Below are 14,141 nucleotides of genomic sequence, written 5' to 3'. Positions count from 1 at the left end.
GATCACCGCTGGAGCGCGCAATGGAAAACTATTGCGGGAGAAGCCGTTCTAGCGGATGGGATGCTTATGACGATCGTCGGCAGCGAGCGCGTCAGCCGGACCGAAGAGGCGTTGGCCGTGCTGCGGCCGGACGTGCGCGAGTTGACCGCGAGCGTTGATGCCGCTGTGCTGCGCCCGGCCGACGAATCCGTGCTCAGCCACGCCGATCGGGCCCGGATCGCGTTGCGCGTCGCGCTGGTCAACGAACACCAGGAATACGCGGACGAGCTGGCCGCACAGCTCGATTCGCTGGCCGGGGACGGCGCCGCCGAGGTGGTCCTCGACGTCGAGCGCTGGTCCGAACTTCCGGAGGCGCTGCAAGCGTTGCTCGCGCACTGCGAGCAGGTTGCGCTGGACCCGGCCGATGCGGGATTCGACGAGATCACCGCGCTGCGGGAGCACGGGTTCAGCTCCGCGCAGGTGGTGGCCGCGGCGCAAATCGTCGCGTACGTCAGCTACCGGGTCCGGTTGCTGCTCGGATTGTCGCTCGTCGAGGAGGCCGGGGACGGGCCGGTTCCCGACGGCCCGGTGAACACCATCGAGACCGGGGCCACCGCCGACGGCTGCGAACTCCCCGCCCCCGCCGACGCGTTCCGGGCGCTGCGCTGGGTTCCGTGGGTCGATCCGGCTGATGCGCCGGAGGAATCCGCCGGGGCGCAGTGGTCGCCGTTCTACCTGACGCTGCGGCACGATCCGGAGTTGCTGGCGGAGCGCACCGCGCTGCACAACGCGATCATGAGCGGTTCCGGCGCGCTCGACCCGGCCGACCGCGAGCTGGCCGCGCTCGCCACGTCGCTGATCACCGGCTGCGAGTACTGCGCCGGGGTGCACGGCCGCCGCCAAGTGCAGTTGTCGGGCGACCAGATCACCGCCGTGGCGCTCGCGGAGGCGGGCCCGGCGGCGGTGGCGGATCCGCGCCGGCGCGCCATCGTCGACACCGCAGGTGCCCTCGCCCCCACTCCGGCGGCGCTGTCCGCCGCCGACATCCGCCGCCTGCACGCCGTCGGCCTCAGCGCCGACGACGTCCGCGATCTCGTGGCGGTCTCGGCGATGTTCACCTGGGACAACCGACTGCTGATGACCCTCGGCAACGCCGCCGCCTGACATCCCCCCAGTTTCAATTGAAACTGCACACCTCCGGCGTGTCGGGCGCACGACACGCCGGAGGCTGTGGATGACTGCCGCAATTTCCATTGAAATCGAAGGTCTGATTTCCATTGAAATTGCGGGAAAACCGGGATTCGGGCCGGTCACCTCGGGGCGATCGGAGGGGTCAGGGTCCGCAGGGGCGGCGGCGGATCCTCGTGGCGTCGGACCTCGATCCGGGTCAGCTGGCCCGTGCAGCCCTGGGCCAGGCTCGAAGTTCCGATGTCCCGCGTCACCGCGTTCGGGTTGCCGTGGATGCAGGTCGCGACCTCGGGCGCGCTCGGATCGAACCAGGCGCCGGTCGAGAGCTGGACCACGCCGGGTCGCACGGCGTCGCTGATCACCACCGCTGCTAGGGCGCTGCCCGTGGCGCTCACGACCCGCGCGATGTCCCCTGTGGACAGTCCTCGCGCCGCCGCGTCGGCGGGGTGGATGCGCATCGGTTCCCGGTCGTGGACCTTGGAATCCGCGCTGGTCGCGCCGTGGTCGAGCTGGCTGTGCAGGCGGGTCGCCGGGTTGTTCGCGACCAGGAACAGCGGGAACTCGCCCGATCCCGGTGGGACCTGCAGCTCCTCCGGGACCAGCCAGGCCGGGTGGCCGGGGCAGTCGGCGTAGCCGAAGGAGTCGATGCGCTGCGAGAACAGCTCGATCCGCCCGCTCGGCGTCGGCAGCGGGTTCCCGGCCGGGTCGGCGCGGAACCGGTCGTAGAGGACCTGGTCGTCCGGTTCTCCCGGCAGGTCCAGCCGACCGTTCTCCCAGAACTGCGCGAAGTCCAGGCCCGGATCGAAGTTCTGCCGCCACTGCTCGTACAGGTGCTCCAGCCAGGCCCGCTCGTCGCGGCCCTCGGTGAACTCCTGCGCCAGCCCGAGCTTCTCGGCCAGGGCGGCGAAGATCTCGAAGTCCGACCGGGCCTCCCCGAGCGGCGGAACCACCTGGCGCATGGCCACCAGCGCGCGATCCTCCCTGGCGCAGCCAAGGTCGTTGCGCTCCAGCGTGGTCGTGGCCGGGAACACGATGTCGGCGTGCCGCGCCGTCGCCGTCCAGAACGGGTCGTGCACGATGACCGCCTCGGGGCGGTTGAACGCCTCGGCGAGCCGCGTCAGGTCCTGGTGGTGGTGGAACGGGTTCCCGCCGGCCCAGTACACCAGCCTGATGTCCGGGTAAGTGCGCCGTTCGCCGTTGTACTCGTACTCCTGCCCCGGGTTCAGCAGCATGTCCGCGATGCGCGCGACCGGGATGAACTGGCGCACGGGGTTCACACCCTGCGGCAACGTCGGCAACCGGTACGGCAACGGGCGCACCCCGATGCCGGCCATCGAGCCGTAACCGTGGCCGAATCCCCCGCCGGGCAGGCCGATCTGGCCGAGCACGCACGCCAGCGCGATGCCCGCCCACAGCGGCTGCTCGCCGTGGCGGGCGCGCTGCAGCGACCAGCTCAGCGTCACCATCGTCCGCCGCGTCGCCATGGACTCGGCGAGCCCGACGATCACCGCCGCGTCGATGCCGCAGATCTCCTCTGCCCACTGTGGACTCTTCGCGGTACCGTCCGCCGCTCCCGAGAGGTACTTCCAGAACTCCTCGAAGCCCTCGCAGTGCGTGCGGAGGAATTCCTCGGCGTGCCAACCGCGTTCGATCAGCACGTGGCACAGCGCCAGCATCAGCGCGGTGTCGGTGCCCGGCACCGGCGCCAGCCACTCGGCGTCGAGCTCCGCGGCGAGGTCGTCGCGCAGCGGGCCGACCAGCGTGAACCGCGCGCCGCGCGCCCGCGCTTGACGCAGGTGCCCGGCAACCGAATGCTTGCTGATGCCGCCCGAGTTGACCTGCGAGTTCTTCGCCGGGATGCCGCCGAAGCAGACGAAGTGCTCGGTGTGCTCGGCCAGCACCGGCCACGCCGTCGGGCGGCCGATCGGGTCAACGCTACCGACGACGTGCCGCAGCAGCGGCGTGGCCGCGCCCAGGCTGTAGGAGTTCACCGAGCGGGTGTAGCCGCCGATGACGTTCAGGAACCGGTGGATCTGGCTCTGCGCGTGGTGGAACCGGCCTGCGCTGCCCCAGCCGTAGGAGCCGCCGTAGATCGCCTCGTTGCCGTGGACGCGGCGAACCCGGTCCAGCGCGCCCGCCGCGAGCTCGACCGCCTCGGCCCAGCTGACCTGCACGTACTCGTCCCGGCCGCGCACGCCCCGGCCTTCCAGCCAGCCCTTCCGCACGTGCGGCGCGAGCACTCGCACCCGTTCGTCGAGCGCTGCGGGCACGTTGCGCAGCAGCGGAGCCGGGTCCGGGTCGTCCGGATCGGCGATCACGCCCAGGCCATCCGGCGTGCTGGCCGCGGTGAACAGTCCCCAGTGCGAGCTCTGTTGCCGATGCATGGTCACCTCAGCATCGTCGCAAACCAACTGCCCTCTGCCGAAGCCCTCGGGCCAGGATCAGCGGAGGAGGCGGGCGGCGCCGACCTCGCGGACGTGGATCACGAGGTCGAGCCATTCGGCCAGGGACCCGCCGGAGAGGTGGTAGGAGGCGTCCTCGGCGGGGTCGTAGTGCGGGCCGATCAGCCGCGTCCGCGTCGGGGCGTCGAGCCAGGCGCGCACGTCCGCCGGGGCATCTGCGCGCAGGTCGAGCACGTAGGCGTCCGGCCCGGCGGCGAGGACGGCTTCGGCGAAGTCCGCGGGCGGCGCGGGCACCTCGTGGCCGCGCTGGAAGGTCAACCCGACGGGGACGTATCCGGCGCCGAAGCGTTCGCGCAGGTAGCTGCCCGCGTTGCGGTGGGTCAGCGCCCCCGGCGACACCGTGCGCGCCGCACCGTTGACGAGGTGCGCGAGGCCGCCCCAGTAGACGATCTTGTGCCCGGTGCGCTCGTGCCAGCGGATGGTGTTCTCGGCCAGTCCGCGCTCGATGTCCGCGAGGTCCGGCCCGGGCCCGACCGCCTGGTCCGCCAGGGCGAACCGCACCTGGTCGTCGGGGTGCCGCTCGTTGTGACTGCGGATCCACCGCATGGCATCGAGGACTTCCTCGGTGCGCAGGAAGGGCCGGGCGCCGGCCAGCACCTCGCGCGGATCTCCCCGCCCCGTCCGCACGTAGGCGTCGAGCTCGGCGCTCGCGACGTCGTCGCCTTCCAGCAACAGCGACCGGAACCCCAGCTCCTCCACCAAGAACCGCAGCAGGCGGTGCGCGACGGCCGCCAGCTCGTGAGTTCCCCGGAACGACTCGGCAACCATGATCCCGCCGATCGGCGGGAACACCACGCCGAGCACGGACGCCGTTTCCGGGCGCAGCTACCTGTGCCACGGCGGGCACGAGTTCGACGGCAGGCACATCGCCGAGCTCGACGAGGCGGAGCTGCGCAAAGCCGTCGACGACATGGGCCGCAACGGCATCCGCAGCGTCGCGATCACCTCGGTGTTCTCGCCCGTCAACCACGAATTCGAGCAGCGCGCGGCGGAGCTCATCGCCGCGGAGCTGCCGGACGTGGCGATCTCGCTGTCCCACGAGATCGGCCGGATCGGCCTGCTGGAGCGGGAGAACGCGACCGTCATCAACGCCGCGCTGCGCGAGCTCGCGGCCAACATCGTCGACGGCCTGGCGTCGTCCGTGACCGGCGCGGGCATCACCGCCCCGCTCTACCTGAGCCAGAACGACGGCACCCTGATGGACGTCGACTTCGCCCGCCGCTACCCGGTGGCGACGTTCGCCTCCGGCCCGACGAACTCGATGCGCGGCGCCGCCGTGCTCTCCGGCCTGGACACCTGCGCGGTGGTCGACGTCGGCGGCACCACCAGCGACGTCGGCGTGCTCAACCAGGGCTTCCCCCGCGAGGCGACCACGGCGGTCAGCGTCGCCGGGATCCGCACCAACTTCCGGATGCCGGACGTGCTGTCGATCGGCATCGGCGGCGGCAGCCTGGTGCGCGGCGAGCCGTCGGCGGTGACCGTCGGACCCGAGTCGGTGGGCTACCGGCTGACCTCGAAGGCGCTGGTGTTCGGCGGCGACACGCTGACCGCGACGGACATCGCGGTGGCGGCCGGGCGCGCCGAGATCGGCGACCCGGAGCTGGTCAAGCACCTGGACCGCGATCTGGTGCGGGCCGCGCTGGAGCGCATCGCGGCGGACAACGCCGACGCGGTCGAGCGGATGCGGACCTCGGCGGAGCCGCTGCCGGTGGTCGCCGTCGGCGGCGGTTCGGTGCTGCTGCCGGACGAGCTCGGCGACGCCGGCGAGGTGCACCGGCCGGAGAACTACGCGGTGGCCAACGCCATCGGGGCCGCGATCGCGCAGATCGGCGGCGAGGTGGACCGGGTGTACGCGATCGAGCCGGGCCGCCGCGAGTCGGTGGTCGACGAAGCCAAGCAGGAGGCGATCGACCGGGCGGTGGCGGCGGGTGCGAGCCCGTCCACAGTGGACATCGTGGACTTCGACGAGGTGCCCATCCCGTACCTGCCGGGCAACGCGACCCGGATCCGGGCGAAGGCCGTCGGCGACCTGCAACTGGGGGTCTGATCATGCGCGAGATCACGATTTCCGACCTGGACGACATCGCCCGGGGCGCGGCCATCCTGGGCACCGGTGGCGGCGGCGACCCGCACATCGGCCGACTGCTGGCCGCCGCCTCGGTGCGCGAGCACGGTTCGGTTTCCCTGACGCCGCTGGAAGAAGTGCCCGCCGATGCCGCGGTGCTGCCGGTGGCGATGATGGGCGCGCCGACCGTGATGGTCGAGAAGCTGCCGTCGATCGAGCAGATCGGCCTGGCGGCCCGCACCCTCGCCGACTACCTCGGCCGCGAGCTCACGCACATCGCGTGCGCCGAGGCGGGCGGGGTCAACTCGCTGATCCCGGTCGCCGCCGCCGCGCAGCTGGGCCTGCCGCTGATCGACGGCGACGGCATGGGGCGCGCGTTCCCCGAGATCCAGATGGTGCTGCCGACGCTGTACGGCGTCGAGGCCACCCCGATGGCCATCGCCGACGAGAAGGGCAACCGCGGCGTTCTCGACACGGTGGACAACCACTGGGCCGAGCGGCTGGCGCGCAGCGCCACCATCGACATGGGCTGCTCGGCGATGATCAGCACGTACGCCATGACCGGGCAGCAGGCCCGGGACTCGCTGGTGCCGGGCACCCTGACGCTCTGCGCCGAGCTGGGCCGGCTGGTGCGCACCGCGCAGGCCGAGCACGCCGATCCGGTGGACGCGGTCGTCGCACGGCTGGGCGGGCGACGGCTGTTCACCGGCAAGGTCGTCGACGTCTCGCGGCGCACGGTTTCGGGCTTCGCGCGCGGCGACGCGCGGCTGACCGGCATGGACGGCGACAGGGGCAGCGAGCTGGTGCTGCGGTTCCAGAACGAGCACCTGGTCGCCGAGCGCGACGGCGCCGTCCTGGCCTCGGTGCCGGACCTGATCTGCACGCTGGACCGGGAGTCCGGCGAGGCCGTCACCACCGAGGCGCTGCGCTTCGGCCAGCGGATCGCGGTCATCGCCGCGCCGGCCGACCCGCGCTGGCACACCCCGGCGGGCCTGGAGCTGGCCGGGCCGCGCTACTTCGGCTACGACATCGACCCGGTGGGGGTCGCGCGGTGAGCTGGCAGCTGACCGAGGAACACCTCGAAGACCTGGCCCGCGGCGCGGCGCTGCTGGGCACCGGTGGCGGCGGCGACCCGTACGTGGGCCGCCTGCTGGTGCAGCAGGCGATCCGCGAGTCCGGGCCGATCACGGTGCTCGATCCGTCCGAAGTGGACGATGATGCGCTGGTGATCCCGACGGCGCAGATGGGCGCGCCCACGGTGGTGCACGAGAAGATCCCCAGCGGAGACGAGCCGGTGTCGGCGCTGCGCGCGCTGGAGTCCTACCTCGGGGCCGAGGCGAGCGCGACCATGCCGATCGAGTGCGGCGGGATCAACTCGATGATCCCGCTGGTGGTGGCCGCGCGCACCGGCCTGCCGGTGGTGGATGGCGACGGCATGGGCCGGGCATTCCCGGAACTGCAGATGGAGACCTTCGGGGTCTACGGCGTGACGGGGTCGCCGATGGCGGTGGCCGGGGAGCGCGGCGAGACGGCGGTGATCGACGCCGGAGACGACAACGAGCGGATGGAGTGGCTGGCGCGCGGCATCACCATCAGGCTGGGCGGCGTCGCGCACATCGCCGAGTACTCGATGAGCGGCGCGGACGTGAAGCGCACCGCGATCCCGCGCACGCTCACGCTGGCGCACACCGTCGGCAAGGCCATCCGCGAGGCCCGGGAGGGCAACGGCGATCCGATCGCGCACCTCGGCGAGGTCCTGAAGGACACGCTGTACGGGAACCTGCGGGTGCTGTTCCGGGGCAAGGTCTCGGACGTGGAGCGGCGCACCGAGGCCGGGTTCGCCCGCGGGCGCGCGGCGGCGGTGTCCTTCGACGGCGAGCACAAGCTGGAGCTGGAGTTCCAGAACGAGAACCTGGTGGCGCTGGTCGACGGCGAGGTGCGGTGCGTAGTGCCCGACCTGGTGTGCGTGCTGGAATCCGAGCAGGCGGAGCCGATCACCACCGAAACCCTGCGCTACGGCCAGCGGGTGACGGTCATCGGCATCTCGACCCCGGACCTGATGCGAACCCCGGAGGCCCTGGCGGTCTTCGGCCCGGCGGCCTTCGGCCTCCCCTACGACTTCCACCCCGTGGAAGACCTCGTCGATCCCTGATCGGTCACGGGTTCGGCGGGGTGCACCGGTGCCCGGGTGACGGCGGGGCCGTCCGCGCTGGATCTTCGCTGGTGGGGCAGGCTGTGGGTCATGCGCATCGGTCTGCCGGACGTGCCCGCGCTGGAGCGGGGCGTTTCGCTGCTCGGTTCCGGCGGTGGCGGCGACACCGTCACCGGCGCCGCGCTGCTGCGCAACCGGCTCGCCGCCGGCCACCGGGTGGCGCTCACCCCGGTCGGCGAGCTCGGCGCCGATGCGCAGGTGGTGCCGATCGGCGTGGTCGGCGCGACCGCCGTGTTCGCCGAGAAGCTGCCCAGCGGGGCGGAGTTCGGCGCGGCCATCGCCGCGATCGAGCGGTGGACCGGCCGGCGCGCGGACGCGTTGGTCTCGATCGAGGTCGGCGGGCTCAACGGGGTCCTGCCGCTGGTCGTCGGCGGGCAGCTGGGCCTGCCGGTGGTGGATGCCGACCTGTCGGGGCGCGGCGTGCCCCGGCTGAACCAGCTCTCCGTGGCCGCCGCAGGCAAGGGGCTGACGCCCGCGGTGCTGGCCGAGCCCGGCGGTCAGGTGCTGGTGCTCGCCGAGGCGACCGCCGCCGAGCTGGAGCGCACCGCGCGCGCCTTCCTCGCCGGTTCCGGCGGCTGGGCGGTTCTCGCAATCGCCCCGATCTCCGCGCGCGAGCTGCCGTCCTGCGCGATTCCCGGCACCATGAGTTCCGCGGTTTCCCTTGGCCGGCAAGCTCTTTCAGTGGGCGAACGATCCGGCGCCGAGGAGCTGGCGGCGGCCACCGGCGGGCGGGTGATCGGGCTGGGCCGGGTGGTCGAGGTGTCGCGGCGGCCGGGCCCCGGCGAGCACGGCCGGACCGGGTTCGCCCGCGGCAGCGCGACGATCCTGGATCACCGGAGCCGGTCGTTGCTGCGGCTGGAGATGGAGAACGAGTACCTGTTCGCGATGCTCGACGGCGAACCGGTGGCGTCCACACCGGACGTTCTCGCGGTGCTCGATCGCCGCACCGGCGTGCCGATCCCCTGCGACGTCGTCCGCCAAGGCGTCGAGGTCACCGTCCTGCAGCTGCCGGCCGCGGAGTTCTGGACCGACCCGCGGCGCCTGCCGGTGCTGGAGCCGCGCGCCTTCGGCATCGACTGCGACCCGATCCTGCTGGAGGTGCGGCGATGAGCATCAGCGTGCGCCGGTTGCTCGCGCTGCCGGAGTGGCGCGAGTCGGTGGGAGTGCTGGCGGGTGACGTCGAGCGCGTCGTGCGGCTGGCGCGGCCGATGGCGCCCGACCGTCCCGTCGAGCCCGGCGAGCTCGTGGTGTTGGTGCAGCCGATACCGGCCACCGACTGGCGCATCGACGCCCTGCTCCGCCGGGTCGCCGACGGCAGTGGCGCGGGCGTGCTGCTGCCGGCCGGGGAGCTGCTGCAAACCACCCGGCTGCTCGCCGACCGGCTCGGCATCCCGCTGCTGGCGGCCGCCGCATCGCCGCTGGACCTGCTGATCTCCGCCCGGCTCCTGCTGGCGGCTCCCGCGCTCGACCGCGCGGACCTGGTGCTGGCGACCCACGAGGCGCTCGGCTCGCGCATCCGCTCGCCCGAGGAGATCGTCGCGACGCTGAACGGTCTGCTGGACGCGCCGGTCGCGTTGCTCGACGACAGCGGCATGCTGCTCGCCGGAAAACTCCCCCACACCAACGAAGTCCGCGTGCACGAGCCGGTTCCGCAGCGCATCGAGCTCGACGACAGCGTGCTGCTCGCACACCCGGTGCTTCTCCCCGACACGGCTCGACCGACGCTCTGGCTGGCCACCGAGCTGCCCGACGCCAACGCGGCGCGCGCCGACATCGTGCCGCCTGCTCTGTCGGTCGCCGCCGCGGCGGTGCAGCGCTGGCTGCTCGCCAACCGGCTCGAGCTCGAACGCGACGCCCGGTCCCGGGCCGCGCTGCTGAGCGACCTGCTGCGCCTGGACGACGAGCCGACCGCCGACCTGCGCCGCCGCGCGGCGGACGCGGGCTGGGGGCTCGGCGGCTGGCACGTCGGCATCCGGATCGGTAGCCAATCCACAGTGGACACCGTCGCGCGCGGCCGGGAAGTGGAGCGGGTGCTGCACGCCGAGGGCATCGACGCGGTGGTGGTCGAGCACGGCGACGGCTGGACCGGCTGGGCTACCTTCGACCAGGATCCGACGGCCGACCGGGTGCGCGCACTGGCCGCCCAGCTGCGCGCCGCCACCCACGAGCTGCAGCGCACGCTGGATGCGCACATGGGAGTCGGTCGCCCGCACCCGCAGGCGGACGGGCTGGCGACGACGATCGCCGAGGCCACCGACGCCGCGCGGATGGCCAGGACCCGCCCGGAGTCCGGCCGGTTCCTGCACGTCGACCAGCTCGGCATGGCCCAGCTGCTGCTGGAGTGGACGCGCACGGACACCTTCGAGCCGGCGGCCCGCGTGCTCATCGCGCCGCTGCGCGGCCAACCCGGCGACCTGATCCGGACCCTGGCGACCTACCTGGACGCGGAGTCGTCGATCGCGGAGACGGCGGCGGTGCTCGGCGTGCACCGCAACACGGTCGCGGCCCGCATCGAACGGATCGAGCGCCTCCTCGCGGTCGACCTGAGCCACCGCGACGAACGCCTGGCCCTCCACCTGGCCTGCCGCGCGGTCACCCTCGCCGAGGGCTAGGCGAGCAGTCCCGTGAGCACTTCCGAGCTGCTGCAGAGCCTGTTCCGGAGGCGGCGGGGCGGGCGATTTCGCGCGAAATCGCCACCTGACAGGCGTGCAGAACGGTGATTTCGCGCGAAATCGCCGCACGGAACAAGTGCCCGAGCCGCGCCGGCCGCGACCGGGTGTCCGGGCCCATCCCAACGCGACTCGGCCGAGAAGTCTCACCTCCGGTCACCGCGTGTCGGCGCACGCAGGTCGGGGTAGTCGGAGCTTGCGGAACTGGAGGAGGCTCACATGGTTCAAGTCGCAACCGAGCCGGTGATCGTCAAGACCCCCAAGGGCGACCTCGAAGGGGATCTCGTCGTGCCACCGCCTGCTCGGGCGGTGGTTCTTTTCGCGCACGGTTCCGGGAGCTCCCGGCACAGCCCCCGCAACCGCGCGGTAGCGGAGTCGTTGCAGTACTCCGGATTCGGCACCCTGCTGCTGGACCTGCTCACCCCGGAGGAGGCGAAGTTCGACCAACGAACCCACGAACTGCGCTTCGACATCGAGCTGCTCGCCGAGCGGCTGGTGCCCGCGATCGACCAGCTCGACGAGTGGTCGGCCACCAGGCGCATGCCGATCGGGCTGTTCGGCGCCAGCACCGGCGCGGCCGCCGCGCTGAAGGCCGCCGCCCGGCGCCCGGACCGCGTCGCCGCCGTGGTGTCGCGGGGCGGCCGCCCGGATCTCGGCGGTGAGGGGCTGGCATCGGTGCAGGCGCCGACGCTGCTGATCGTCGGCGGCGACGACCGCGAGGTGCTCAACCTGAATCGGCAGGCGGCCGACCTGCTCACGTCGCTGCCGTTGACGGACGTCAAGATCGAGATCGTGCCGCACGCCGGTCACCTCTTCGAGGAGCCCGGCGCGCTGGACCAGGTCGCGGAGCTGGCCGCGAGCTGGTTCCGCAACTACCTCGGCGCCGGGGTCGAGCGCTGGACCGGCCCGGACGGAGGTCACTGGAAGCCGCCGGAACCCCGCCGACGGCCACCGATCGCGTAGTCCTGCACAACCGAATAAGCGGGGATACCGGGTGCCAAGGCCGCACCGTCACGGACGCTGCGCGCCGTGGTGACCGCTGCGTGCAGCGCGGCGCGGTACAGCAGCGAGCCCGTGCTGATGCGCTGGACGCCGAGCTCCGCGAGGTGCTCGATGCGTTGTCCCGGCTGGAAGAGGATGTTGATCGGCACGTCGATCGCATCCCGCAGCGCGCGGATGTCGTCGTCTGCGGCCATGCCCGGCACGAAGACGCCGTCCGCACCAGCGGCGACGTAGCGCTTCGCGCGGTCGATCGTGTCGGCCAGCGACGGGTCGTCGCCCAGCCAGTAGGTGTCGGTGCGGGCGTTGAGGAACAGATCCGGCACCCGTTCCTTCACCGCGCCGATCAGTTCTTGATGACGCGCGGGATCGCCGAGCTCGTCTTCGAGGTTGATCCCGGCGATGCCCGCCGCGGCCAAGTCCGCGGCCAGCTCCGCGACCTCGCCGGGGCCACCGCCGAAGCCCGATTCGATGTCGACGGTGACCGGCCGGGGCAGGTCCGCCAGGCGCCGGGCGAGTTCGATCGTCTGCGTGCGCGTACGCCCCTCACCGTCCGGCAGGCCGTGGGCGGCCGCAACGCCGAGGCTCGTCGTGCCGATCGCCTCGAAACCGGCCTCGACCAGCGCCGCAGCGGAGGCGAAGTCCCAGGCGTTCGGCAGCAGCAGCGGGGCGTCAGCGTGGTGCAGCGCGTGGAATTCTCGGAACATGCCCGCACCATAGGACCGGGACGGTTCGGCAGCCGCCGAACCGTCGGTGTTGCAGGATGACCGCATGACGATGGCACGCGATGTCGCGCAACTGGCCGGGCTGCTGGCCGACACGACCCGTGCCGCGTTCTGCCTGGCGATGCTCGACGGCCGGGCCTGGACGGCGACCGAGCTCGCCACGCACGCCGGGGTCGCCGCCTCGACGGCCAGCGAGCACCTGAACCGGCTGGTCGCGGGCGGGCTGCTGGTCGAGCGCCGGCAGGGACGGCACCGGTACGTCCAGCTCGCGAACTCGCAGGCGGCGGACCTGCTGGAGGCGTTCATCGGCCACCTGGGGCCGAGCCGGGAGCAGCCGCGCGGCCTGCGCGCGGTCGGCGCCTCGGCGGCCCTGGCCAGGGGCCGCACCTGCTACGACCACCTGGCCGGCCGGATCGGGGTCGCGATCGCCGACGGCATGACCGCCGCGGGCTTGCTAGACCAGGCCGGCGGGTTCGCGATGACCGAGGCGGGCGTGGACTGGCTGACCGGCACCCTCGGCATCCCCGCCGCGGACCTCACCGGCACCCGGCGCCCGCTGGCCCGAGCCTGCCTGGACTGGACGGAGCGCCGCTCCCACCTGGCCGGAGCCGCCGGAGCCCACCTCCTGCGCAGCTTCCTGGACAACGGCTGGATCAAGCGGATCGGCACGGGCCGGGCGGTCCGCCTGACCGATCCGGGCGCCGAGGCCCTCCGCGATCTCCTCGCGATCGACGCAACGGCCCAGGGCCTGACGTGAACGCGGACATCCCTGCAGGTCAGTGCCCGTGAGCACATTGTGTCGCCATAGCAGCAAGAAACACGCACGGCCTGCGACCTGCGGATACCGCACCGACGCCGGGTACTGACGCAATTTCCATTGAAATCGAAGGTTCAATTTCAATGGAAATTGCGGCCATGCACCAGAACTCCACCACCCGACGAGGTCACCGCCACGCAAATCTAGGCCGGAAAAACCTCACTGAAACCGCACCCATGCGGCAGGCGCAGCTGCGCGGGACGAGACCGGGGATCAGCGGGGCATGCGGCGCCAGATCGCCTGCGGCACCAGCCGCATCACCGCGAACACCCAGCGCAGGATCGGCGGCACCCACACCACTCGCCGCCCCCGCCGCAGGGCGTTGACCGTCGCATCCGCGACCTGGTCGGGCGTGCTGGACCACGGCGCGGGGCTCATGCCCCGGGTCATCCGGCCGATGACGAACCCCGGCCGCACGATCAGCAACCGCACGCCGCTGCCGACCAGCGCGTCGGACAGCCCGTTGGCGAACCCGTCGAGCCCGGCCTTCGCCGACCCGTAGACGTAGTTCGCGCGCCGCACCCGCACGCCGGCGACCGACGAGAACACGACGATCTCGCCGCTGCCCTGCTCGCGCAGCAGGTTCGCCAGGTGCGTCAGCACGCTGATGTGCGCGACGTAGTCGACGTGCACGATGTCGATCGCGTGCGCCGCGTCCCGCTCGGCCCGCTCCTGGTCTCCGAGCAAGCCGAAGGCGGTCACCGCGACGGCGATCGGCCCGTGCCTGTCGACGATGCCGCGGAGCAGCTCCGCGTGGCTGTCCACGTCCGAGGCGTCGAACTCCACCCGCGCCACGTCGGTGGCCCCGGCCTCGCGGAGGGCGGTCTCCTCGGCGTCCAGGTCCGCCGACCGCCGCGCCGCCAGCACCACGGTGCCGTGCCCGCGCTTGACGAAGCGCTCCGCCACCGCCACACCGATTTCACTGCGGCCCCCGAGGACCAATACCGCTCCGCTCATCGCCGCAAGTCTGCCATCGGCGACCCCGCCCGCCGCGCACCGGCGCGAACGCCCTGCCCATCGAGGCG

12 protein-coding genes are annotated in these 14,141 nt (G+C 72.5%); 8 read left to right on the top strand and 4 right to left on the bottom strand.

Annotated elements, in window-relative coordinates; all coding sequences use genetic code 11:
* Positions 1-66 precede the first annotated feature (66 nt).
* On the top strand, positions 67-1,143 hold the full coding sequence (locus E1288_RS23340) for a peroxidase-related enzyme (protein ID WP_132488458.1): 1,077 nt from the start codon (positions 67-69) through the stop codon (positions 1,141-1,143).
* Positions 1,144-1,289: 146 nt separating this feature from the next.
* On the opposite strand, the gene E1288_RS23335 is transcribed toward E1288_RS23340, so the two are convergent.
* Positions 1,290-3,551, bottom strand: coding sequence for a molybdopterin-dependent oxidoreductase (locus E1288_RS23335; RefSeq protein ID WP_132488456.1), 2,262 nt, complete (start codon positions 3,549-3,551; stop codon positions 1,290-1,292).
* Between the two features lie 57 nt (positions 3,552-3,608).
* Positions 3,609-4,421, bottom strand: a complete 813-nt coding sequence (locus tag E1288_RS23330) for an erythromycin esterase family protein (RefSeq protein ID WP_207954509.1) — start codon at positions 4,419-4,421, stop codon at positions 3,609-3,611.
* On the opposite strand from E1288_RS23330, the gene E1288_RS23325 reads away from it, so the two are divergent.
* The 6 genes from E1288_RS23325 (at position 4,396) to E1288_RS23300 (ending at position 11,538) form a co-directional block, all read left to right on the top strand.
* Complete coding sequence (locus E1288_RS23325) at positions 4,396-5,676, top strand: hydantoinase/oxoprolinase family protein (protein WP_235883756.1); 1,281 nt, start codon at positions 4,396-4,398, stop codon at positions 5,674-5,676. The two genes, E1288_RS23330 and E1288_RS23325, sit on opposite strands and share 26 nt — an antisense overlap.
* Before the next feature lie 2 nt (positions 5,677-5,678).
* Positions 5,679-6,749, top strand: a complete 1,071-nt coding sequence (locus E1288_RS23320; RefSeq protein ID WP_207954508.1) for a DUF917 domain-containing protein — start codon at positions 5,679-5,681, stop codon at positions 6,747-6,749.
* Complete coding sequence (locus E1288_RS23315; protein ID WP_132488454.1) at positions 6,746-7,846, top strand: DUF917 domain-containing protein; 1,101 nt, start codon at positions 6,746-6,748, stop codon at positions 7,844-7,846. The genes E1288_RS23320 and E1288_RS23315 overlap by 4 nt, the downstream gene beginning before the upstream one ends.
* A gap of 90 nt (positions 7,847-7,936) precedes the next feature.
* Entirely contained in the window at positions 7,937-9,016 is a 1,080-nt protein-coding gene (locus E1288_RS23310; protein WP_132488452.1) for a DUF917 domain-containing protein, read from the top strand.
* Positions 9,013-10,518 (top strand): PucR family transcriptional regulator, encoded by a 1,506-nt coding sequence (locus E1288_RS23305; RefSeq protein WP_132488450.1) that lies wholly within the window; start codon positions 9,013-9,015, stop codon positions 10,516-10,518. Before E1288_RS23310 ends, E1288_RS23305 begins: the two co-directional genes overlap by 4 nt.
* 276 nt (positions 10,519-10,794) lie before the next feature.
* Positions 10,795-11,538 (top strand): dienelactone hydrolase family protein, encoded by a 744-nt coding sequence (locus E1288_RS23300; protein WP_132488448.1) that lies wholly within the window; start codon positions 10,795-10,797, stop codon positions 11,536-11,538.
* Here E1288_RS23300 and E1288_RS23295 read toward each other — a convergent pair.
* Entirely contained in the window at positions 11,493-12,281 is a 789-nt protein-coding gene (locus E1288_RS23295; RefSeq protein ID WP_132488446.1) for an isocitrate lyase/PEP mutase family protein, read from the bottom strand. The genes E1288_RS23300 and E1288_RS23295 overlap by 46 nt on opposite strands.
* Before the next feature lie 64 nt (positions 12,282-12,345).
* On the opposite strand from E1288_RS23295, the gene E1288_RS23290 reads away from it, so the two are divergent.
* Positions 12,346-13,056, top strand: a complete 711-nt coding sequence (locus tag E1288_RS23290; protein ID WP_132488444.1) for an ArsR/SmtB family transcription factor — start codon at positions 12,346-12,348, stop codon at positions 13,054-13,056.
* A 273-nt stretch (positions 13,057-13,329) separates the two neighbouring features.
* On the opposite strand, the gene E1288_RS23285 is transcribed toward E1288_RS23290, so the two are convergent.
* A complete protein-coding gene (locus E1288_RS23285; protein WP_132488442.1) occupies positions 13,330-14,073 on the bottom strand; it encodes a decaprenylphospho-beta-D-erythro-pentofuranosid-2-ulose 2-reductase in 744 nt (247 codons plus the stop codon).
* Positions 14,074-14,141: the final 68 nt, after the last annotated feature.

Source organism: Saccharopolyspora elongata (assembly GCF_004348985.1).
Taxonomy (GTDB): Bacteria; Actinomycetota; Actinomycetes; order Mycobacteriales; family Pseudonocardiaceae; genus Saccharopolyspora; species Saccharopolyspora elongata.
Note: the sequence above shows the minus strand (reverse complement) of the source record. Positions and strands in the feature narration are given on the sequence as shown.